The organism is Streptomyces sp. NPDC029122 (genome assembly GCF_055569445.1).
In genome coordinates this window covers 25,603-46,630 of record NZ_JBVHWK010000019.1, presented here as the reverse complement: position 1 = coordinate 46,630, position 21,028 = coordinate 25,603, and the positions used below count along the sequence as shown (strand labels likewise).

The 21,028-nt window shown below is 71.2% G+C and carries 24 protein-coding genes; 5 read left to right on the top strand and 19 right to left on the bottom strand.

Features of this window, described 5'->3' with window-relative positions; translation table 11 throughout:
* Positions 1 to 5: 5 nt before the first annotated feature.
* The 19 genes from ACZ4WZ_RS21940 to ACZ4WZ_RS21850 all read right to left on the bottom strand — a co-directional run bounded on the left by ACZ4WZ_RS21940 (position 6) and on the right by ACZ4WZ_RS21850 (position 17,161).
* The gene (locus ACZ4WZ_RS21940) at positions 6 to 521 is read right to left on the bottom strand and encodes a (2Fe-2S)-binding protein (protein WP_467892697.1); all 516 of its coding nucleotides are present in this window, start codon (positions 519 to 521) and stop codon (positions 6 to 8) included.
* Complete coding sequence (locus ACZ4WZ_RS21935; RefSeq protein WP_467892695.1) at positions 512 to 1,132, bottom strand: NADPH-dependent F420 reductase; 621 nt, start codon at positions 1,130 to 1,132, stop codon at positions 512 to 514. Before ACZ4WZ_RS21935 ends, ACZ4WZ_RS21940 begins: the two co-directional genes overlap by 10 nt.
* A 25-nt stretch (positions 1,133 to 1,157) precedes the next feature.
* Entirely contained in the window at positions 1,158 to 2,642 is a 1,485-nt protein-coding gene (locus tag ACZ4WZ_RS21930) for an aldehyde dehydrogenase family protein (RefSeq protein ID WP_467892694.1), read from the bottom strand.
* A 25-nt stretch (positions 2,643 to 2,667) separates the two neighbouring features.
* Entirely contained in the window at positions 2,668 to 3,408 is a 741-nt protein-coding gene (locus tag ACZ4WZ_RS21925; protein ID WP_467892693.1) for a type 1 glutamine amidotransferase domain-containing protein, read from the bottom strand.
* A 69-nt stretch (positions 3,409 to 3,477) separates the two neighbouring features.
* Entirely contained in the window at positions 3,478 to 4,224 is a 747-nt protein-coding gene (locus tag ACZ4WZ_RS21920) for a MinD/ParA family ATP-binding protein (protein ID WP_467892691.1), read from the bottom strand.
* Positions 4,224 to 5,483: a PP2C family protein-serine/threonine phosphatase gene (locus tag ACZ4WZ_RS21915; protein WP_467892689.1), complete on the bottom strand. Its 1,260-nt coding sequence runs from the start codon at positions 5,481 to 5,483 to the stop codon at positions 4,224 to 4,226. Before ACZ4WZ_RS21915 ends, ACZ4WZ_RS21920 begins: the two co-directional genes overlap by 1 nt.
* Positions 5,465 to 5,923, bottom strand: a complete 459-nt coding sequence (locus tag ACZ4WZ_RS21910) for an ATP-binding protein (RefSeq protein WP_467892802.1) — start codon at positions 5,921 to 5,923, stop codon at positions 5,465 to 5,467. Before ACZ4WZ_RS21910 ends, ACZ4WZ_RS21915 begins: the two co-directional genes overlap by 19 nt.
* A gap of 26 nt (positions 5,924 to 5,949) precedes the next feature.
* Positions 5,950 to 6,261, bottom strand: a complete 312-nt coding sequence (locus ACZ4WZ_RS21905) for an STAS domain-containing protein (protein WP_467892687.1) — start codon at positions 6,259 to 6,261, stop codon at positions 5,950 to 5,952.
* A gap of 17 nt (positions 6,262 to 6,278) precedes the next feature.
* The gene (gene glgX / locus ACZ4WZ_RS21900) at positions 6,279 to 8,432 is read right to left on the bottom strand and encodes a glycogen debranching protein GlgX (RefSeq protein WP_467892686.1); all 2,154 of its coding nucleotides are present in this window, start codon (positions 8,430 to 8,432) and stop codon (positions 6,279 to 6,281) included.
* Positions 8,429 to 8,767: an STAS domain-containing protein gene (locus tag ACZ4WZ_RS21895; RefSeq protein WP_467892684.1), complete on the bottom strand. Its 339-nt coding sequence runs from the start codon at positions 8,765 to 8,767 to the stop codon at positions 8,429 to 8,431. Before ACZ4WZ_RS21895 ends, glgX begins: the two co-directional genes overlap by 4 nt.
* Positions 8,768 to 8,809: 42 nt before the next feature.
* On the bottom strand, positions 8,810 to 10,633 hold the full coding sequence (locus tag ACZ4WZ_RS21890; protein WP_467892682.1) for an AGE family epimerase/isomerase: 1,824 nt from the start codon (positions 10,631 to 10,633) through the stop codon (positions 8,810 to 8,812).
* 1 nt (position 10,634) lies between these two features.
* Positions 10,635 to 11,057: a VOC family protein gene (locus ACZ4WZ_RS21885; RefSeq protein WP_467892681.1), complete on the bottom strand. Its 423-nt coding sequence runs from the start codon at positions 11,055 to 11,057 to the stop codon at positions 10,635 to 10,637.
* Positions 11,058 to 11,080: 23 nt separating this feature from the next.
* Positions 11,081 to 11,692 (bottom strand): DJ-1/PfpI family protein, encoded by a 612-nt coding sequence (locus ACZ4WZ_RS21880; RefSeq protein WP_467892679.1) that lies wholly within the window; start codon positions 11,690 to 11,692, stop codon positions 11,081 to 11,083.
* A complete protein-coding gene (locus ACZ4WZ_RS21875; protein WP_467892678.1) occupies positions 11,685 to 13,304 on the bottom strand; it encodes a GMC family oxidoreductase in 1,620 nt (539 codons plus the stop codon). Before ACZ4WZ_RS21875 ends, ACZ4WZ_RS21880 begins: the two co-directional genes overlap by 8 nt.
* A gap of 13 nt (positions 13,305 to 13,317) precedes the next feature.
* Positions 13,318 to 13,689, bottom strand: a complete 372-nt coding sequence (locus ACZ4WZ_RS21870) for a nuclear transport factor 2 family protein (RefSeq protein WP_467892676.1) — start codon at positions 13,687 to 13,689, stop codon at positions 13,318 to 13,320.
* Between the two features lie 16 nt (positions 13,690 to 13,705).
* Positions 13,706 to 14,161 (bottom strand): nuclear transport factor 2 family protein, encoded by a 456-nt coding sequence (locus ACZ4WZ_RS21865; RefSeq protein WP_467892674.1) that lies wholly within the window; start codon positions 14,159 to 14,161, stop codon positions 13,706 to 13,708.
* A gap of 13 nt (positions 14,162 to 14,174) precedes the next feature.
* The gene (locus ACZ4WZ_RS21860) at positions 14,175 to 14,606 is read right to left on the bottom strand and encodes a nuclear transport factor 2 family protein (protein WP_467892672.1); all 432 of its coding nucleotides are present in this window, start codon (positions 14,604 to 14,606) and stop codon (positions 14,175 to 14,177) included.
* Between the two features lie 67 nt (positions 14,607 to 14,673).
* Positions 14,674 to 16,317 (bottom strand): thiamine pyrophosphate-binding protein, encoded by a 1,644-nt coding sequence (locus ACZ4WZ_RS21855; protein ID WP_467892671.1) that lies wholly within the window; start codon positions 16,315 to 16,317, stop codon positions 14,674 to 14,676.
* A gap of 19 nt (positions 16,318 to 16,336) precedes the next feature.
* Positions 16,337 to 17,161 (bottom strand): type 1 glutamine amidotransferase domain-containing protein, encoded by an 825-nt coding sequence (locus ACZ4WZ_RS21850; RefSeq protein ID WP_467892668.1) that lies wholly within the window; start codon positions 17,159 to 17,161, stop codon positions 16,337 to 16,339.
* Positions 17,162 to 17,438: 277 nt separating this feature from the next.
* Here ACZ4WZ_RS21850 and ACZ4WZ_RS21845 point away from each other — a divergent pair, with 277 nt between their 5' ends.
* The 5 genes from ACZ4WZ_RS21845 to ACZ4WZ_RS21825 all read left to right on the top strand — a co-directional run bounded on the left by ACZ4WZ_RS21845 (position 17,439) and on the right by ACZ4WZ_RS21825 (position 20,905).
* Positions 17,439 to 17,711: a UBP-type zinc finger domain-containing protein gene (locus ACZ4WZ_RS21845; RefSeq protein WP_467892666.1), complete on the top strand. Its 273-nt coding sequence runs from the start codon at positions 17,439 to 17,441 to the stop codon at positions 17,709 to 17,711.
* 92 nt (positions 17,712 to 17,803) lie between these two features.
* Complete coding sequence (locus ACZ4WZ_RS21840) at positions 17,804 to 19,447, top strand: FAD-dependent oxidoreductase (protein ID WP_467892801.1); 1,644 nt, start codon at positions 17,804 to 17,806, stop codon at positions 19,445 to 19,447.
* Positions 19,448 to 19,530: 83 nt separating this feature from the next.
* The gene (locus ACZ4WZ_RS21835) at positions 19,531 to 20,022 is read left to right on the top strand and encodes a hypothetical protein (RefSeq protein ID WP_467892665.1); all 492 of its coding nucleotides are present in this window, start codon (positions 19,531 to 19,533) and stop codon (positions 20,020 to 20,022) included.
* Positions 20,023 to 20,099: 77 nt separating this feature from the next.
* Positions 20,100 to 20,429: a putative quinol monooxygenase gene (locus tag ACZ4WZ_RS21830; protein WP_467892663.1), complete on the top strand. Its 330-nt coding sequence runs from the start codon at positions 20,100 to 20,102 to the stop codon at positions 20,427 to 20,429.
* Positions 20,426 to 20,905: a group II truncated hemoglobin gene (locus ACZ4WZ_RS21825; RefSeq protein WP_467892662.1), complete on the top strand. Its 480-nt coding sequence runs from the start codon at positions 20,426 to 20,428 to the stop codon at positions 20,903 to 20,905. Before ACZ4WZ_RS21830 ends, ACZ4WZ_RS21825 begins: the two co-directional genes overlap by 4 nt.
* Positions 20,906 to 21,028 lie beyond the last annotated feature (123 nt).

Genomic DNA, 21,028 nt, shown 5'->3' with positions numbered 1-21,028 from the left:
CCCGGTCACCGCCCCTCGGGTTCGGCGGGCGCGCAGGCGCGCTGGACGCCCCGGACCACGCTGTGGTAGCCGGTGCAGCGGCACAGGTTGCCGGCGAGCCATTCCCGGATCTCGGCTTCGGTGGGGGCCCCGCCGCCGGCGCTGTTCCCGTCGGCCGCCGTCTCGACGAGCTCGCCGAGGGCCATCACCATGCCGGGCGTGCAGAAGCCGCACTGGGTGCCGTGTTCCCGGCGCAGCGCCTCCTGGAGGGGGGTCAGTTCCCCGCCGGGGGCGGTGACGCCCTCGATGGTGGTGACCTCGGAGCCCGCGGCGGAGGCGGTGAGGATCAGGCAGCTCTTGACGGACCTGCCGTCCAGGCGGACCACGCAGGTCCCGCACTGGCCGGTGTCGCAGCCCACCTTGGTGCCGGTGAGTCCGAGTCCGTCGCGGAGCCGTTCCACCAGGAGTTCGGCGGGCGGTGCCGAGAACTCCTCGGGTCTTCCGTTCACGTGCAGGGTCAGTTCGATGCGCGTCAGATCCATGCGAGCGCCTGCGCTTCCGTGAGCGACCGGTTGAAGAGGGGACCGCCGGGCTGCTGGAGAATTCCTCCGGAGTGCAGCGGGCCGGTGTCGACGGGGGCGAATCCGAGGTCGGTGATGATTCCGGCGACGATCTCCTTCGCTTTCGTGTCGTCGCCCGCCGTGTAATGGGCGAGGCGCTCGGATGCCGTCCGGCCGGAGGCGGTACCGGCGACGGCGAGGGTTTCGAAGTGCATGGTGTTGAGGGATTTCACGATCCGGGCGCCGGGATACCACTCGGCGACGAGCTCGCTGGAGCCGCGACCGCCCGGATCGGCGGGGGTGCCGGGGCCGTTGAACGCGTTGGTGGCGTCCACCAGCACCTTGTCCTGCACCACGTGCGGGGGCAGCAGCCCGCGCACGCCGGCGAAGGGCACCATCAGCACCAGCAGGTCGGCCGCGGCCGCCGCCTCGACGGGGTGCGCCGCCGCCGCGTCGGGTCCGAGTTCGGCCAGGAGCGGGGCGAGCGAGCGGGGCCCGGTGGCGTTGGCGAGGACGACCGGATGGCCCGCCGCCACCAGGATCCTCGCGAGGGCCGAGCCGATCCGCCCGGTGCCGATGATGCCTGTCCGCATGAAGGGCTCCTCGATGGTGGTGGGGTCAGTCCATGCCGATCCAGACCGACTTGGTCTGGGTGTAGCTCTCGAGGGATTCCGGTCCGCACTCGCGCCCGTAGCCGGAGGCCTTGTAGCCGCCGTAGGGCACGGAGGGGTCGTACTGGTTGTAGCAATTGACCCAGACCGTCCCGGCCTTGATCTGGGAGGCGACGCGGTGGGCCCGCCGCAGGTCCTTGGTGTGGACCCCGGCGGCGAGGCCGTACGCGCTGTCGTTCGCGATGCGTACGGCGTCCTCCTCGGTGTCGAAGGGGATGATCGACAGGACGGGGCCGAAGATCTCCTCCTGGGCGATGCGCATGCCGTTGTCGACGCCGGTGAAGACGGTGGGCAGGAAGTACAGGCCCTGGCTGGAGGCTCCTTCGGGGGTCCAGCCGGTGCCTCCGGTGCGCAGCAGGGCGCCTTCCTTCTCGCCGACCTCGATGTAGGAGCTGACCTTGTCGAACTGGGCGCGGTGGGCGAGGGGGCCGAAGAGGGTGGCGGGGTCGCGGGGGTCTCCGGGCTTGAGGGCGGCGGCCCGGCGGACCAGGCGTTCGACCATCTCGTCGTGGACGGGGCGGTGCAGCAGCAGCCGGGAGCCCGCGGTGCAGATCTCGCCCTTGTTGTAGTAGATGCCGAAGAAGGCGAGCTCCTCGGCGGCGTCGAGGTCGGCGTCGGCGAAGACGATGTTGGCGGACTTCCCGCCGAGTTCCATCGTCACCTTCTTCAGGGTGCCGGCGGACTTGCGGATGATCGACTGGCCGACGGCGGTGGAGCCGGTGAAGGCGATCTTGTCGATGTCGGGGTGACCGGTGAGGGTCTCCCCCAGTTCCACGCCGGGGCCGGTGACGACGTTGAGCACCCCGTCCGGGATCTCCGCCTCCTGGAAGAGCTCGGCGATCTTGAGGGCGGTGAGCGGGGTGGCCGGGGAGGGTTTGTGGACGACCGTGTTCCCGGCCGCGAGGGCCGGGGCGATCTTGGTCATCGAGAGCAGGAGCGGGAAGTTGAAGGGGGTGATGGCGCAGACGACGCCCAGGGGTTCGCGCAGGGTGTAGGCGAGCTGTCCGCCGGCCGGGGCCCGGGAGGAGCCGTCGACCCGGGTGACCGCGCCCGCGTAGTAGTGCATCAGCTGGGCGGCCATGGGGGCGTCGACGGTGCTGGAGAAGGCGAACGGCTTGCCCATGTCCACCGTTTCCAGCAGGGCGATCTCCTCCAGGTCCCGTTCGATGAGTTCGCCGACGCGGTTCAGCCGCAGCGCTCGTTCCTGGGCGGACAGCCGGCTCCACGGACCTTCCTCGTACGCCGCGCGGGCGGCCGCGACGGCGGCGTCCGCGTCGGTCGCGGCGGCCTGGGCCACGGGCACGATCTCCTGGCCGTCGATCGGGCTGATGTCCGGTTCGGTACGGCCGTCCCGGGCGGGGACCCATTGGCCGCCGATGAAGAGCTTCCCGGGGTTGGCCAGGGGGTGGTCGCTGAGCACGCGCTTGGTCATGGCTGCACCTTCCGGTGTCGCGGGGCTAGCCTTCGCCGAGCTGCCGCAGGAAGGTCTCGGCGAGGGCCTTGGAGGAGTAGGGGTTCTGGCCCGTGGTGAGCCTGCGGTCCACGACGACGTGCGAGTCCCAGATCGCGTCGGCCTTCTCGTAGCGGGCGCCGAGCCGGGTCAGCTCGGCCTCCAGGATCAGCGGGAGCCGGCCTGCCATGTTGGTGACGAGTTCCTCGCTGTGCGAGAACGCGGTCATCCGGTAGCCCTCGAAGGGCCAGCGGCCCTCGCCGTCCCGCAGGGCCAGGAGTGCGGTGTGGCCGTGGCAGACGGTGGCGAGCGGCTTGTCCTGGCCGATGGCCCAGCGCAGCAGCTGCGCCAGCTCGTCGGACTTGGGCAGGTCGCCGATGGCTCCGTGGCCGCCGCTGATGTAGATGCCGTCGTACGCGGCGACGTCCTTCTCGTCGAGGGATTCCACGGCGAGGGGCTGCTTGAGCTGGGGGGTCCGCTCGATGACGCGGACGTACTCGGCGGCGTTGGCCGCGTCCTGGTCCGGGGAGCCCTCGGGGCGGACCCACCGCAGGAAGCCGGGGTCGATGCTGGTCCGGTCGACCGTGGGGACCTCGCCCCCGATCGTCGCCACGTCGACGGTGTGGCCCGCTGCCTTGAAGAGGGTGAAGGGAACGACGAATTCCTCGGCCCAGAATCCCGAAGGGTGTTGTTCCCCGTCCAGCAGATGGAGGGTGGCTTTCGCCGTCAAGACGACGAGAATCCTCATGATTCTCTCCTTGTTCTGGATCGCTGCCGATTCAACACGGCCGCTCGCGAGGGGCGTAAGGGGGCGGCGTCAGGCCCGTGATACTTCGTCACGTGCGCCCAGCGCCGAGAGGATCGCGCGGAATTCACCGACCAGGGGGTGGTCGGGAAGGGCTTCCGCAAATATGCGTTCTCCGTAGAGGGCCGCCATTTCCGGAACGTACGGGAGGATTCCGGCCAGGGGTGTGCCGTAGACCTCTTCGGCCCTGCGGGCCACCGCCTCCCGGTCCACGCCCTCGGGCGCCATGCTCAGCACCAGGGCCCGCCGGCAGGCCAGCCGCCCGGCCAGGGCGACGGTCTCCTCCGCCCCGGACAGGTCGACCCGGTCGGCCCGCGCCATGATCAGTACGGCGTCGGCACTGCCCATGGCGGTCACGGACTCGTTGTTGAGCCCGGCGTGCGTGTCGAGCAGCAGGACGTCGAGGGCGTGGCTGCGCGCCAGCCGGTCGAAGCCCTCCGGGAGCAGTCCCACGTCGTACCCGGTGGTCATCAGCTCCCGCAGGGCCGCCGTGCCGTTCCGGGCGGGTACGACGTACAGCCCGGGCACGGCGGTGCCGCGGGCCGCGGCCTCGATCTCGCAGCGGCCGAGCAGGTAGTCGGCCAGCGAGCCGGTGCCCGGCCCGAGTCCGAACAGCAGGTCCACGGCGGGCGACTGGAGGTCGGTGTCGACCACCCCGACCCGGCGCCCCGCGGCCGCCAGCAGCAGCGCGAGGTTCGCCAGCACCGAGGTCTTCCCGGTGCCGCCGCGGTGCGAGTGCACCACGATGGTCCGGGTCATCACGCCACCACCCGGTAGCCGGGATCGTCCGCGTGCGGCCCCCGCGCCGCACGCGGCCGGTGCACGGCCAGCATGGTGACGTCGTCGTGCTGTTCGGCGGCGCCGGTGTGCTCGCGCACCGCCCGGTCCATCAGGTCGACCGCGTCCCTGCCGCTCGCCGGGGGGCCGGCGAGCAGCTCCAGCATCCTCGCGTCACCGAGGAAGCTGCCGTCGGGGCAGCGGGCCTCGGGCACTCCGTCGGTGAACACGAAAAGGGTGTCGCCCGGGTTCAGCTGGGCGTAGCCGAGGGTGTAGACGCAGTCGGGCAGTACCCCGACCGCCGGTCCCGTGACCTCCAGGGCCCGGGGCGCGGAGCCGTCGCCGGGGAGCAGCAGGGGCGGGTTGTGGCCGCCGTTGATGTAGACGAGGCTGCCGGTCAGGGGGTCCAGGACGCCGAAGAACAGGGTGGCGAAGTAGCCCTGCCTGAGGTGGTTGCGGGTGAGGTAGCCGTTGGTGGCGGTGACCGCGTTGAGCAGCGGAGTGGCGCCGACGACCGGGGTGCGCCGGCTGCCGCCGGTGCGGCCCGCGGCCATCAGGTGCTGGAGGCCGCTGTTCTCGGCGGTGTGGCGGAGCAGGGAGCGGATGAGGGCCATGAACAGGGCCGCGCCGACCCCCTTGTCGCAGACGTCGGCGACGACCACCGCGAGGCGCCGGCCCCGGGAGATCTCGAAGACGTCGTAGAAGTCCCCGGCGACCTGCCGGGCGGGACGGAAGCGCACGTCGATCTCCCAGCCCTCGGGGACGGGCAGCGCCTCCGGCAGGAAACCGGCCTGGATCTCGCGGCCGATCTCCAGTTCCTTCTCGTACCCCATGAGTTCGGCGCGGGCGTCCGCCTCGCGCAGGGTGCGGCCGAGGCCGGCGCGTTCGGCGCAGCTGTGCAGCCGGGCACCGACCAGGGCGGGCAGGAAGGGCGGGACGAGGTAGTCGTGGCCGAGGCGGACGTGCCCTTCCAGGGCGGCGAACTCCCGGGCGGTCCAGACGACCACGATGGGGGCGCCGGCCCAGCGCCGCAGCCGGCGCACGGCGCTGCGTACGGTCTCCCCGTCGGCTTCGGCGGGGGCGAGCAGCACGTCCGCGACGGGCAGCAGCTCGAGACGGCCGCGCAGCAGTTCCCCCAGGGTGCGGGTGACGAGTTCGGCGTCCATCCGCCGCAGCGCGTCCAGCAGTTCGGCGGGCGGCGGCGGGTACACGTCCAGGATGATCACGGTCGTGGAGGGCATGCGTCCGTCCCCTCATCGGCCTTCACGGTCAGCGTGCTGATGTTCCGGCCGTCCCTGCGGGCGTAGGCGTACGAGTCCACGCTGGTCAGGGCCAGGTGGATGCCGAGGCCGCCGACCCGGCGCCGTTCCGGGGGGACCCCGGGGGCGGGGGGCAGGCGGCCCGCGACGGGATCGAACGCGGGGGCGGTGTCCTCGATGGCGATCCGCACCCCGTCGGGACCGGAGCGGCCGCGGACGGTGATCCGTCCGTCGCCGCCCCGGTACCCGTGCATCACGATGTTGGTGGCCAGCTCGTCCACGGCGAGCCGGATCCGGTACGTGGCCCCTTGGCCGAGGCCCGCCCGGCCGGCCAGCCGCAGGACGAAGGCGGCGATCTCGCCCAGTGCCCCCACCGTCGCGGGCACCTCCAGTACGGCGGGCTTCCTCGCCAGTTCCACCATCTCAGTCACCGTTCCGGGCGTGGTGCTCAGTCATCGGAGAGGACGATGCTGCGGTCGAGGCCGGCCGTGCGGATGGTCCGGGCGACGGGCTCGATGGCGCCGGTCACCTTGATGGTGACCGCGCCCCCCACCTTCTGCTGGGCGAAGACCAGGGAGCGCAGACCGGCGCTGGCCATGTAGGCGACTCCGGCCATCCGGATCTCGACGGTGCCGGTGCCGTGCCCGGCGGCCTTCTCGATCGTCTGGTGGAACTCCGGCGCGGTCTTCGCGTCCAGCTCGCCCGTCAGTTCGATCACGGTGGTGTCGCCCTCGATGCTCAGGGACACGGAAAGCGGCATGTCAGGGTCTCCTTCGGTCAGGGCGTGTCGGTCGTCTCGGGCTCGGGTGAGTCGGCGCGGCCGACCAGGATCACGACCGAGCGCGGGCCGATCAGGTACTTGCCGGCGTTGTCGAGCGCCTGCTCCGCTCCCGGGGTGCGGATGTCGTACGGTGCCTCGGCGCCGGTGTCGGCGAACAGGTGCCAGCTGCGGCCGCCGGGCAGCGCGGGCAGTTCCAGGTCGTGCGCCTCCCAGTGGGAGTTCATGGCCACGTAGACCACGTCCTCGTCACCGGCGCCGCAGCGGGCCACCGCCAGCAGCCGGCTCTCCGCCGACCAGTCGGGCTGCCAGGCCCGCTCCCCGTGCCAGCTGATGTCGGGAAGGCCGAGGCCCTCCCGGAGCCGTCCGGTGGGATGGGCGGTGGACCGCAGTTCGCGGTGGTGCCCCCGGAAGGCGATCAGCTCGCGGGTGAACCGGAGCAGTTCGGCGTTCTCGTCGACCTGGTCCCAGTCGAACCAGGACAGCTCGTTGTCCTGGCAGTACGTGTTGTTGTTGCCCTGCTGGGTCCGTGCGACCTCGTCCCCGGACAGCAGCATCGGGATGCCCTGGCTGGTGAGGAGGATCGCGAGGGCGTTCTTCATCTGGCGCAGCCGCAGCGCGTTGACGTCGGGGTCGTCGGTGGGTCCCTCGGCCCCGCAGTTCCAGCTGTTGTTGTCGTTGGCGCCGTCGTTGTTGCCCTCGCCGTTGGCGTCGTTGTGCTTGTCGTTGTAAGAGACCAGGTCGGCGAGGGTGAAACCGTCGTGCGCGGTCAGGAAGTTGACGGAGGCCGCGGTCCCCCGGCCGGAGTAGAGGTCGGGCGAGCCGGCGACCCGGGTCGCCAGCTCCCCCGTGACCCCGGGGTCGCCCTTGAGGAAGCGGCGGACGGTGTCGCGGTACTTCCCGTTCCACTCGGCCCAGCGCCCGTAGGCCGGGAAGTTGCCGACCTCGTAGAGGCCGCCCGCGTCCCACGCCTCGGCGATGAGCTTGGTGTGCCGCAGGACCGGGTCGAAGGCGAGCATCTCCAGCAGCGGCGGGTTGGGCAGCGGGGTGCCGTCCAGGTCCCGGCCGAGGATGGCCGCGAGGTCGAAGCGGAAGCCGTCGATGTGGTAGTCGGCGACCCAGTGGCGCAGGCAGTCCAGGACGTAGTTGCGGACCACGGGGTGGTTGCAGTTGACCGTGTTGCCGGTGCCGCTGAAGTTGAAGTAGTACCCCTCGGGCGTGAGCATGTAGTACGTGGCGTTGTCGAGGCCCTTGAAGGAGATGGTCGGGCCCTGCTCGTTCCCCTCGGCGGTGTGGTTGAAGACGACGTCGAGGATGACCTCGATGCCGGCGGCGTGCAGGTCCTTGATCAGGGTGCGGAACTCGTCGCCCTGCATCCCGTAGCGGCCGGTGGCCGCGTAGCCGGCCTTCGGCGCGAAGAAGGAGACCGTGTTGTAGCCCCAGTAGTCGTAGAGCTTCTCGCCGGTCTCGGGGTTGCTGCGCGGGTTGTCGCTCTCGTCGAACTCGAAGACGGGCAGCAGCTCGATGCAGTTGATCCCGAGCTCCTTCAGGTACGGGATCTTCTCCCGCAGCCCCGCGAAGGTGCCGGGGGCGGTGACCTGCGAGGAGGGGTGCCGGGTGAAGCCGCGCACGTGGGCCTCGTACACGACGAGGTCCTCGGCGGGGATCCGCAGCGGGCTGTCGTCGCCCCAGTCGAAGTCCTGGAGGCAGACCCGTGAGCGGTACTGGTAGCCGCGGCTGCGGTCCGGCTCCACGCCCCACACGTCGCGGCCGGCGATCAGCCGGGCGTACGGGTCGGAGAGGACCTGCCGGGCGTCGAAGCGGTGGCCGACGGCCGGGTCGTAGGGGCCGTCGGCCCGGTAGCCGTACTCGATGTTCTCGTGGTCGAGGCCGAAGACCGTCATGGCGAAGACGCTGCCGGTGCGGAACTCCTCGGGGAATTCCAGCTCGGCCATCGGCTCGGGCTCTCCGCGCTTGTAGATGACCAGCGACATGGAGGTCGCCCGGTCGGAGAAGACGGAGAAACTGACCCCGCCGGGGACCACGTTGGCCCCGAAGGGGAACGGCTTGCCCGCGCGGACGCGGTACCCGCCCACCTCGTGGGTCGGGTACGCGTCCACGCGCAGCACCTGCTCGGAGCGGGACTCGTTCATCGCGCGGCCCTGGCCCTGGTGGCGGCGGCCTCGCCGGTCTCGAAGAAGTCGAGGAAGCCGGTGGCCGACATGACGAACCGGACTTCCTCGCTGACCCCGTACAGGGTGACGGCGACCCCGGCGTGCTGCGCCTCGCGGTAGACGACGAGCAGCGTGCGCAGTCCGGCGCTGGAGACGTAGGTGACGGCGGTCAGGTCGATGCGCAGCGGCCGGCCCTCGCGGACCAGCGGCAGCAGGGACTCCAGCAGGGTGCCGGAGGTCTCGCTGTTGATCTCGCCGGTGGCGACGAGCACGGTGGCCGTCTTGTTCCGGCGTTCCTTCACGGTCAGACTCATGGCCTGCTTTCCCCCTCTTGTTGGGGCGCCCCCCGTTGGGCACTACTGCTTGGTCACCGGCCGGAGCCGGACCTTGACCTTCACCCGCCCCTGGACGTCGGGGAGGTGGACGGTCAGCGCGCCGGCGTCGAACTCCTCGTACGGCTTCTCGTCGATCTCCACGGACGCGATCCGCACCGAACCCGCGGGCAGCAGGTCGGGCGAGACGCGCAGGATCCGGTCGGGCAGGTCGGCCGGGTCGGGCTGGAAGTGGAAGTCCATCTCCCGGCCGTTGACGAGAAGGTTGTTGTAGACGGCGGCCAGGTAGCAGAGCTCCGCCGAGTGGTACATGGACATCGAGTGGCTGCCCTTGAGCCGCTCCGTGCCGAGCAGGTACGGCATACCGCCGGCGAGCACGTTGAAGTAGACCGCTCCCTCGTCGTGGTCGAGGAAGAAGGTGTTGTAGAAGGCCTGGGCCCACCGCGCCTCGCGCAGGTTCGCCTCCCCGCCGACCGTGCCGTTCAGGATGAGGTAGGCGAGGATCGCCTGTTCCTGCTGCCACCAGGCCTTGCGGTCGTGCCAGGCGAACCGGTACGCCTCCTGGTCCCCCTCCTTCACCCGCTCCACGACGTCGTACCAGCCGCCGCGCTGCCGGTCGCTGCCGACGGCCGGCATGATCTCGCCGATCTTCCGGGCCAGCTCCTGGTAGGCGGGCTTGGGCTTCAGCGAGTTCATCCGCATCAGGTTCCAGGCGATCTTCAGGTTGTGCCCGACGACCGCGCGGTTCTGCTGCCAGCTGTGCGCGGTGTCGTGCGACCAGTCCCGGAAGAAGCGCTCCTGGACGAACGGGCTGTTCTTGTAGTCGGGGAACCGGTCCGCGATGGTGTCGAAGGTGTACTCGAGGAAGTCGGCGTACTTCTGCTCGCCGGTCGCCAGGTAGAGGTTGATGAGGTAGGCGGGCGCGTGGTCGCCGACCGAGTTCCAGTTCTTGCGCTCGGCGTTCTCGCCCAGCGACTCGTGGTCGGCGCTGAACAGGATCGGGTCGATGTGCGAGAAGTAGCCGCCCTGCTCCGGGTCCTTGAAGAACTTGTCGAACAGCCGGATGGTGGCGTCGGCGTCGTCGCGGATCCGGACGTCGCCGGTGATGCGGTAGGTCTGGACGGGGCCGGCCAGGGCGTAGATCTGCTCGTACATCGGGATCGCGTCGTAGTCGTCGGAGAACTCGGAGGTGAAGAGCTTGCGCTCGCTGTCGCCGTCGACGCTGATGCCGTGGTACCAGAAGACCACGTCCTCCTCGCCGTCCACGACCCGCATGTGCTTGCGCAGGTACTCGGTGCCGCGTTCGGCGATCTCCAGGTACTCGTCCTTGCCGGTGAGCAGGTAGGCGGAGGCCATGCCGTAGACCAGCCGGGAGATGGTGTCGGTCTCCTGGACGTGGCTGGCGGTCTTGTCGCCGCCGAGACGGATCTCGGTGCGGTACTCGGTGAAGTCCACCGGCCCGTCGCCGAACTGGGCCCGCTTGTAGAAGTCGGCCAGCGACTCGATCTGCCGGATCCACCAGCCGGCCTCCTCGAAGCGGAAGTCGTCGGCGCCGCGGCCCAGGAACACCAGCCGCTTGGCGTCGAAGCGCCCGCCCCCCTCGGGGTAGTGGACCCCGTAGGCGAAGAGGAACCGGCCCGGGGAGAGCATCTCGTCGATGTGGCCGGAGGCGTCGACGTAGGGCTCGTCCAGGTTGCGCACCAGCTCGGCGCTGGGGCCGGAGGCGAGCGAGAGCTCGAACTCCCGCTCGTCCAGGGTCTTCAGCCGCAGCAGCCGGGACGAGGAGTCGAAGCGGACGACGTGGCCCGCGATCGTGTCGGAGAAGGAGAAGCCCAGTGAGCCCGCCATGTCATGCACCGTCCTTGTCGTGTGAGCGGTCGTCCTCGTATCCCTGGCTGACCTCGACGATCACGCCGTCGGGGTCGCGCAGCCAGACGGTCCGCCAGCCGCAGATGAAGTCGTCGAAGTCCAGCGGCCCCAGGGTCACGTCGGCCGCGTCGCCGAGGTCCGCGAGGAACCCGTCGACGCTGTCGGTCCGGAAGGCCAGGTGCCGTACGCGGCCGGGGGCCGGCGGACCGTCTTCGTGTGCGGGCCGGGCCGGGCCGGCGGTCGCCGCGAACAGCTCCAGGTACGCGTCCCCCTTGCGCAGGAACACGATCCGCGACTCCCCGAGGTCGACGACCCGGGCCCGGGTGAAGCCGAAGTACCGGGTGTAGAACTCCTCGGTGCTCTTCTGGTCGGCGCAGTTGAGGCCCACGTGCGACCAGACCACGGGGCGGTCCCCGCCGCCCGGCATCAGCCGGCCCCCCGGCCCCGCCCGGCAGCGAGCAGTTCGATGATCCGCCGGGCGAAGAGGTGGTGGTGGGCGCCGGTGCGGCCGGTGACCAGGTCCCCGTCGACCACCACGTCCTCGTCCACGTACTGGGCACCCATGTTGCGGACGTCCCCGACGAGGTTGTTGTGGCAGACCACCTTGCGGCCGCGGACCTTGTCCGGGATCGACGAGGCCAGCCACATGCCGTGGCAGATGATCCCCTTGAGCACGGCCGGCTCCTCGAAGGCCCGGCGCAGCAGGTCCGTCGCCGGCGCGAGGACGTCCACGTCGTCGGTGTAGCGCAGCCGGTCGGCGACCATGCCGGAGGGCACGACGAGGGCGGCGTAGCGGCGCAGCTCCTCGTCGTCCAGGCCCTCCACGGATTTCGCGGCGGTGAAGGGCGCCCGGTACTCGTGTCCGGTGAAGGTGAGGGAGTCGTTGCCCCACAGCCGGGTCAGGAAGTCGACCTCGGCGCCCTCCTCGGCGAAGCGGCGCTGGTAGTAGAAGATCTCGGGTTCGTAGAAGTCGCTCTCGACCAGGACGGCGATCCTGGTCCCGGTCAGCGCCCCCTCGCGCAGGACCACGTCAGGCACGGGAGATCCCCCTCAGGAAGTCCGCCGCGCGCTCGGCGATCATCGCGATGGCGGTGTGGCAGTTGCCCGACGGGACGGCGGGCATCACGCTGGCGTCGACGACGCGCAGGTTCCGTACGCCGTGCACCCGCAGCTCGGGGTCGACGACCGCGAGGTCGTCGATGCCCATGCGGCAGGAGCCGGCCTGGTGGTGGTAGCTCTCCGACTTCTGCCGTACGAAGGTCCGCAGCTCCTGGTCCGACGCGGTGCCCGGGCCGGGCTGGAGCTCCTGCTTGTACCAGGGCGAGAAGGCGGAGGTCGCGAAGAGCTCCCGGGCGAGCCTGACGCCCTGCACCATCCGCTCCAGGTCCCAGCGGTCGCCCAGGTAGTTCGGGTGGATCAGCGGGTGGGCCAGCGGATCGGCGCTCGCGAGCCTGATCCAGCCGCGCGAGACCGGGCGTACGACACCGGGCAGGATGGAGACGGTGTTCGGGTGGTCCTTGCCGACGATCACGTCGAACGGGACGTGGACGAAGGCGATCTGGAGGTCCGGGGCGGGCAGTCCGGGCCGGGAGGACAGGAACAGGGCGCTCTCCGACAGGTTCTGCGCGGGCGGCGGGAGTTCCTGGGTGACCTCGGCCATCAGCCCGGTCAGGACGTGGTTGTGGAAGTTCTCGCCGACCCCGGGCAGGGCCGCGGTGACCTCGATGCCGTGCTCGCGCAGCTGCTCGGGGTGGCCGATGCCGGAGAGCAGCAGCAGTTTCGGGGACTCGATGGCCCCGGCCGCCACGATCACCTCGCGCCGGGCCCGTACGGTGTGCGGGCCGGTGGCCGCGGTGGTGCTGTGGCGGTCCCGGACGGTGCGGCCGGGGGCGTCCCCGCCGGAAGGCGTGGCGGGGGCCCGGAGCTGGACGTACTCGACGCCCGTGCAGGTGTCCCCTTCGAAGAGCAGCCGGGTGGACTGGGCGCTCGTGCGCAGGGTCAGGTTGGGGCGGACGAGCGCCGGCTCCAGGTAGGCGGCCAGGGCGCCCTGGCGGCGGCCGTCGGCGACGTCGATGTGGTGCCAGCCGGTGCCGAAGAGCCCGCGCCGGGGGCCGTCGGTGTTGAAGTCGGCGATCTCCTGGTGGCCCAGCTCGACGGCGGCGTCGATGAAGGCGCGGGAGACCGGGCTGGGGCCGTGCAGGCCCGCGTTGGTGATCCGCTGCGGTCCGGCCGTGCCGGTGGTGGCGGCGGTGACGTCCTCCTGGTCCTCCAGCAGGGCGAAGTACGGCAGGACGTCCTCGTACGCCCAGCCGGCCGCGCCCTGGTAGGCCCAGTTGTCGAAGTCGGAGGCGTGGCCGCGGACGTGCATCATGATGTAGAGGTTGCTGCTGCCGCCGGGGGCCTTGCCGCGCGGTTCGTAGGTGCGGCGCCCGCCGAGGCCCGGCTGCGGGACGCTGGTGTAGCCCCAGTCGACGGGCCCGCCGAGCAGCTTGTACCAGGAGGACGGGTCGTCCACCTCGGGCGGGATGCGGGGGCCGCCGGCCTCCAGGACGAGGACGGAGACGTCCGGGTCCTCGGAGAGGCGGCGGGCGAGGACGCTTCCGGCGGTGCCGGAGCCGACGATCACGTAGTCGTACTGCTCTGTGGCCACGGGTCCGGTCCCCTCAGCCCTGGTTCAGGACCTGGAAGGGGGCGGTGTCGTGGTAGTTCGCCATGTAGGCGATCCGTCCGTCCACGATCTCGAAGAAGTTCATCACGTCGGCCTCGACGGCCTCGCCGGAGGCGCTGACGGCGCTGAGGCGGGAGACGGCCGCGGCCTTGGTCCCGTCGACCAGGAAGTGCACGGGCTCGTTGCGGAAGACCCGGTACATGGTCCCCATGCCCTTCATCATCGAGCGCAGGGTCTCCAGGCCCTCGATGTGTCCGGCGAGCTGCTCGTCCATGACCTGGTCGTCGGCGAACAGGTCGCACCAGCGGTCCCAGTCCCCGGCGTTGGCGTACTGGTAGTACTTGGTCAGGATCTCTCGGGCGTCCATCGCGTCTCTCATCCCCCTATCGGTCCCTGCGGGTCCCGTCCGGCGCGAACGGTGCCCAGAACTGGCTGAAGGCGGCCGCCGTGTCCCCGAAGAGCCCGTCGCGGCCCTCGGTGATCCGGCCGTCGTGCCACCGCATGAAGTGGAAGACCGGATAGTCCATCCGCTCGTACGGGGAGGTGCTCGCCGGGTCCGCGCCGTCGCGGACCGCGAAGTTGCGGCACACGTCGGCGCTGCAGTCCTCCCCGACGAGGACCGCCTCCAGGTCCATCCGGAAGGTGCCTCCGGTGAGCTTGTGGGTCCGGCCCATCAGCTCCAGGAAGGCGTCGAGGCCCTCGTACCGGCCGGCGAGCGGGTGGTTGCCCGGCACGAGCCAGCGCAGGTCCTCCGCGTAGTACTCGAGGATCCGCGCGCGGTCGCCGGAGCCCAGGGCCCGGTAGGCGGCCTCGACGCGTTCGCGCGTCACTTCGGTCATCGCCGCCGCCTCCTCAGAGCGAGCCCGAACCGGGCATCGGCGCGAGCTCGTTGACGGTGTACTGCTTGATCAGCGGTCCGTCGCCGCCCGCCACGAGCGTCCAGGTCTGGTCGGCGTCGAAGCCCAGCCACTGGCTGCGGGCGGCCGGCGGGTCCCAGATCTTGGCCTGCCAGTTGACGAGGACCCGGACGATGGCCCGGCCGCCCTCGATGACCGGCTCCACCTTGGTGACCGTGTGCACCTCGTCGAAGAACCGGTGGGTGACGGCGTGGTACCAGCGGCCGAAGCCCTCGTGCCCGAGGAAGGTGTCCTCGGGGACCTTGAACTCCAGGTCCTCGGTGATGAGTGCGAGGACCTGCTCCAGCGGGAGGTGCCGGTCCAGGGCCACGTACCAGTTCTCGGCGAAGGCGCGGATCGCGTCCTCGGTCAGCCGCTCGGCGGGCATGCGGTCTCCTCCTGTCCGTGGGTGTGTCGCGTGGTGTTCCCCGGCGGTGCGGGGGCGCGGGCCGTGCTCAGACCTGGACGTCGACCAGGTACGGCCCGGGGTGGGCCAGCATCCGGTCGACGGCGGCCGCGGCCTCGTCGGGCTTCTCCACCCGTGTGCCGTCGGCGCCCAGCGCCCGGGCCAGCCCGGCGAAGTCGATCTCGGGACGGGAGAGGTCGAAGGAGCCCGGGAAGGGGTGCTCGGCGATGTCCCGTTCCCGCCAGTACTGGGCGATGTTGTCGTCGAGCAGCCGGTACTTGCGGTTGTTGCAGACCACGAACTTGGCGGCTATGCCGTGCCGGACCGCCGTCCACAGCGCCTGGTAGGTGTACATGGACCCGCCGTCGCCCGCGAAGCCGACGACGAGCCGGTCCGGGCGGGCGAGCTTGGCGCCGACCGCCCCCGGGAAGCCGACGCCCAGCGAGCCGCCCCGGGTGAGGTGGTAGTCGCCCGGCCGCTCGGGCGGCAGGTGGCGGGTGACCAGCGGGGAGGTGGTGAGCGCCTCGTCGAAGACGATCAGGTCCCCGCCGGTGCGCTCGGCGAGCGTCCGCAGGAAGACGGCCATCGGCGTGCCGTCGTCCGGCCGCCGCGGCTCCGTCCGGGCCCGCTCGCGGATCCGTACGTCCAGCCGTGCGGCCGCCGCCGCCCGCCGGGCCGGGGTCAGCCGCTGTTCCAGTACGCCGGCCAGCGCGCGCAGCGCGTGCCGCGGGTCGGCGGCCAGTCCCAGGTCGACGGGGTGGTTCTTGGCGATCTCGTAGGCGTTGAGGTCGATGTGGACGACCTTGGCGCCGGGCCGGAAGGGGTTCTCCAACTCGGGGAACACCTCCGGGAAGACGTAGGTGCCCACGATCAGCACCCCGTCCGCCCCCGCGACCAGTTCCCTGCTGTGCGGGCCGAACATGTGGCCGGTCTGGCCCCGGCGCAGCGGGTGCGAGGCGGCGATGTTCACCTCGGACGAGTCGACCTCGTACACGTCGGCGCCCAGCAGCTCGGCGACGGCGGCGAGTTCGGCCTGTGCTCCGGAGAGCGCGACCCCGTCCCCGACGAGGACCACCGGACGCTCGGCTCCGGCGAGCAGCTCGGCCGCCCGGCCGACCGAGGCCGCCGAGGGCGCCACGTCGGTGAGCGGCACCGTGGCGGGCAGCACCGGCTCGGAGTTGAGCTCGTCGAGCACGTCCATGGGCAGGGCCACGAACACGGGGCCGCGCGGCGGGGTCAGGGCGATTTTGACGGCCCGCCGGACGGTGCGGAGCACGGACCGGGGGTCGGTGACGCGGGTCGCGTACTTGGTGACGGGCCTGGCCATGGCCACCAGGTCGCAGGCCATCTGCGCGTCCATGGCGTCGTAGCGGACCCCGGCGTCGCCGGCGACGACCACGAGCGGGGTGTGGCCGCGCAGCGACTGGTAGAGCATGCCGATGCCGTTGCCCAGTCCCACGCCGGAGTGCAGCTGGAGCAGCGCCGCACCGCCGGTGGCGCGGGCATAGCCGTCGGCGATGCCCGCGGCCACGGTCTCCTGGAGGGCGAGCACGTACTGGAAGTCCGCCGCCGCGTCCACCGCGTCGAGGAATCCCTGTTCCACCGTCCCCGGATTTCCGAACATGACGTTCAGACCGTCGGCCCTGAACTGTTCGATCAGCCTTTCCCGTCCGGGAGTGGCTTCGGCGTTCATCGGATTCCCCCCTTTTCCCCTACCACCCGTAGCGGGTGAGACCGTCCTCCAGGACTTCCACGATCTTCTGCCCCGTGAGGTAAGAGTCGGGGGTCGAGCGGCCGGTCACGAAGGGATAGTCGACGACCACCGAGAGCGGCTTTCCGAAATTCCCGTGATAGGCGCCGCGCGGTCCGGTCGCATCGCGCAGGATGTACTCGAGCGGATACGGGGGCGGGCCCATGTTGAAATCGGTGCCCAGGAATCCGGTGCCGTCCTTGTAGTCGTACTCCTTGCAGTGGCCGGTCACGTGCTTGCCCCAGATGATGCTCCTGCGGTCGTCCCAGTCCCGGGCGAACGCGAGGCAGGCGACGCCGTAGCACTCGGCGGCCACGACCTTGCCGGCCTTCTTGAAGGCCAGGATGAGGGCGTGCACCCGCTCGTTGTTGGCGAGGTCGGCGATGGGACCGCTGCCGCCGACGATGAGGACCGCGTCGTACTCCGCGATGTCGGCGTCGAGCCGGTCCAGGTCCCGGTGGTACTGCTCCAGCTTCCGCAGGTATCCCTCGTCGCTCGTGTACGGGCGCTCGGGCACCCACGCCTCGATGTCGAGGGGCGAGTCGAGCCGGCTCGACTGCTCGAACTCGCGGCCCAGCCGGGCGTTCTCCTCGGTGGTCACCGAGCGGCCCAGCGGAGGGTCGACGTAGTGCGCGTCGAGGCTCGGCGGAAGTGCGTGTGCGCGCTTTCCGGTCGGCGTGGCGAACACGGTCTCGTAGCCCCGCTCGTCGAACGTGGAAACGGGTCCGATCAATTCCTCGGACCAGTAGCCGTGTTCGGAGACAATGACCAGAATCTTTCTGCTCACAGATTCCTCCAGGCGCCGCCTGTTGTCGTTTGCGTTCCCCACACTGCGTGCACCGGGTGCCCTCGTCAAAGCGCACGAAGGTGACTTCGTGAGGTAGCGGGCAAGGTGGCGGCACCACCTCACCTAGTCGGCCGCCGAGGTCACGAAGTACCCGCCGGACTTCCTGACCTCGGCCGGATCGGTGAACCGTTCCCCGAATTCCCGCTCTATGGTCTGGACGCGCCGTGATGGACGGGCGCGACGGGGCGTGGAAGTGCCGAGGAGAGGGACGGGGACGATGACGATGGAGTTGTTGTGCACGCACGTCGACCGGATACGTCCGGTCGAGCCCTCCGCCGAGGGCTGCGAGGAGTGCCTGCGGCTGGGTGACGGGTGGGTGCACCTGCGGATGTGCCTGAGCTGCGGGCACGTCGGCTGCTGCGACTCGTCGAAGAACCGCCACGCCACCCGGCACTACCGGGCGACCGCCCACCCGATCGCGGCCTCGCACGAGCCCGGCGAGGAGTGGGCGTGGTGCTACGCCGACCAGCTGATGCTGGACCCGGCGTGAGCGCGGCACCGGAGCGCGCCGCGCCCGCCACGACGGCCGCCGCGGGCGTCACGAGCGCCGCCGAGCGCGCGGAGAGCCGCAAGCCCGTCATCCTGGCCGTGGACGACGACCCGCAGGTGCTGCGCGCCGTCCGCCGCGACCTGCGCAGCGCCTACGGCGACCGCTACCGGGTGCTCGGCGCCTCCTCGGCCGCCGACGCCCTGAAGATCCTGGACTCCCTCGACGAGCGCGGCCACGACCCCGCGCTGTTCCTCGTCGACCAGCGGATGCCGGACGTCACCGGGGTGGAGTTCCTGCTGGAGGCGGTCAGCCGCTTCCCGGACGCCCGCCGGGTCCTGCTGACGGCGTACGCGGAGACGGACGCGGCCATCACCGCCATCAACCGGGTCCGGCTGGACTACTACCTGCTCAAGCCCTGGGACCCGCCGCACGAGCGGCTCTTCCCGGTGCTGGACGACCTGCTCTCCGACTGGCTGGCCACCTACCGGCCGGCGTACGACGGGATCATCGTCGCGGGCCACCTGGTCTCCCCCGGCACCCATGCCGTCCGGGACTTCTTCACCCGCAACGGGCAGCCGTTCCGCTTCCTCAACGTCGAGCGGGACCCCGAGGCGCTGACGGTGATCGCCGCCGCGCAGGCGGACGCGGCGCTCCCGCTGGTGCGCTTCCCTGACGGGTCGGTGCTGTCGGCCCCGTCCGACACCGAGCTGGCCCGGCGCCTGGGCCTGGCCACCACCGCCTCGCGCCCGCACTACGAGTGCGTCATCGTCGGCGCCGGCCCGGCGGGGCTCGCCGCCGGGGTGTACTCGGCCTCGGAGGGCCTGTCCACGCTGATGCTGGACTCCCGCGCCCCGGGCGGCCAGGCCGGCACCTCCAGCCTGATCGAGAACTACCTGGGCTTCCCCTCGGGGCTCTCCGGCGGGGACCTGACCCGCCGGGCCACCATCCAGGCGTCCCGCTTCGGCGCCGAGATCCTGCACCCGGTGGAGGTGGTCTCCCTGACCCGGGACGACCCGGCGAAGGTCCTGACCCTGGCGGACGGCACGGAGATCAGCGCGGAGACGGTGCTGCTGGCGACCGGCGTCTCGTACAACCGGCTCCAAGCGCCCGGCGCGGACCGCTTCGAGGGCGCCGGGCTCTACTACGGCGCGGCGACCACGGAGAGCTCGGCCTGCATCTCGCAGCACGTGTTCATCGTGGGCGGCGCCAACTCGGCCGGCCAGGCGGCGGTCCACTTCGCCAAGTACGCCGCCCGGGTGACGATCCTGGTGCGCGCGGCCTCCCTGGACGCGAGCATGTCCCGCTACCTGATCGACGAGATCGACCGCACCCCCAACATAGAGGTGAGGGTCCGCACCACGGTCACCGCCCTGCACGGCGGGGAGCACCTGGAGCGGATCACCCTGCACGACGCCGGCACGGATGAGGACCGGGAGGAGCCGGCGCGGTTCATGTTCACCTTCATCGGCGCCCGCCCGCACACGGACTGGCTGGCCGGGGTCGTGGAGCGCGACGAGCACGGCTTCGTCCTCACGGGCTCCGACCTGATCGCCAACGGCGGCGAACTCCCGGCGGAGTGGAGCCTGGAACGCGCCCCGTATCCGCTGGAGACCAGCGTCCCCGGGGTCTTCGCGGCGGGGGACGTGCGCGCCCACTCGGTCAAGCGGGTCGCCTCGGGCGTCGGAGAGGGCGCGATGGCCGTCTCCCTGATCCACCGCTACCGCTCGATGGGCTGAGCGCGCCGCGGCGGTCCTTTGACGCCGAGGGCGAACGGCCGGAGCCTTGCGATCACGCGGAGAACCGATGCAACGTTGATTACATGATTACAGCCGAACAGAGCGAGCAGCTCCGTGCGTGGTTCGCCGAGCGCCTGCCGGCGGACGTCTACGAGTCACTCGTCTCGGTCACGGTCGACCGGGAGGAGATCACGGTCGTCGGCAGCGTCCCGGCGTCCGAGTCGGTCAAGGAGTTCCGAGAGCGCACCCGCGAACGGCGGATGGAGGTGGCCCGCGAGGCGGAGGAGCTCTACCGCCGCAAGGTCGCCTGGGGCGTGACGTCGGGCGGGGAGACGGTCCTCTTCACCCACCTCGCCGTCCCCGTCATGACCCGGCTGCGCCAGTCCGAGCGCCAGGTGCTGGACACCCTGGTCGCCGGCGGCGTGGCGCGCAGCCGGGCCGACGCCCTGGCCTGGTGCGTACGCCTCGTCGGGGAGAACGCCGACGCCTGGCTCGGCGAGCTGCGGGACTCCCTCGACAAGGTGTGGCAGGTCCGCGCCCAGGGCCCGGACATCCAGAAGTCGCGGTCCGAGTGACGGAAAACCTGTCCGGGTGCGCATGATCGCGGAAAGGTAGCCGGGACGACCTGATCCCAGGGAGAGGCACGCAATCCATGACCACCACCGTCGAGTACATCCGCTACCGGATCGCCTCGCAGGACCAGCAGGCGTTCGAGGACGCGTACGCCAGGGCCTCCGAGGCCCTGGCCGCGTCGCCCGAGTGCGTCGACTACGAGCTGGCCCGCTGCGAGGAGGAGAAGGAGCGCTACATCCTCCGCATCCGCTGGACCTCGATCGAGGCCCACCTGAACGGCTTCCGCAAGGGTGAGCACTTCCCGGCGTTCTTCAGCGCGATCCGCCCGTACGTGACGGCCATCGAGGAGATGCAGCACTACCTCGTGACCGGCGTGGCGGGTCCGGGGAAGGCCGCCGGACAGTCATGAGCACGACTCCCACGATCTACGAGTGGATGGGCGGGGCGGAGGCCCTGCGCAGGCTCACCGGCGTCTTCTACGCCCACGCGCTGCGCGACGAGGTCCTCGCCCCGGTCTTCGCGGGCATGGACTCGGAACACCCCCAGCACGTCGCGGCCTGGCTGGGGGAGGTCTTCGGCGGCCCCGCCGCGTACTCGGCGCACCACGGCGGCCACCAGCACATGGCCACCAAGCACCTGGGGCGCGGCATCACCGAGCGGCAGCGCCGCCGCTGGGTGGACCTGCTGCTGGACACGGCCGACGAGGTCGGCCTGCCGGCGGACCCGGAGTTCCGGGCGGTGTTCGTCTACTACATCGAGTGGGGCACCCGGATGGCCCTGATCTACTCGGGCCCGAACCCGCCGCCGGTGGACGCGGCGAAGGTCCCCGTCTGGTCCTGGGGCCAGACCCCGCCCTGGCAGCCGGAGGCCGCGAAGGCGGAGTGACACCCGCTCGGGGGCGGGCCGGGGGGGGGCCGAGGGGGGGCGCCACGGACGCGCCCCCGCCGACGCATCAGTGCGGCTCCCGGGCGAGGGCGGAAGAGGGTCGTGTGGGGGAAGGAGGGTCGG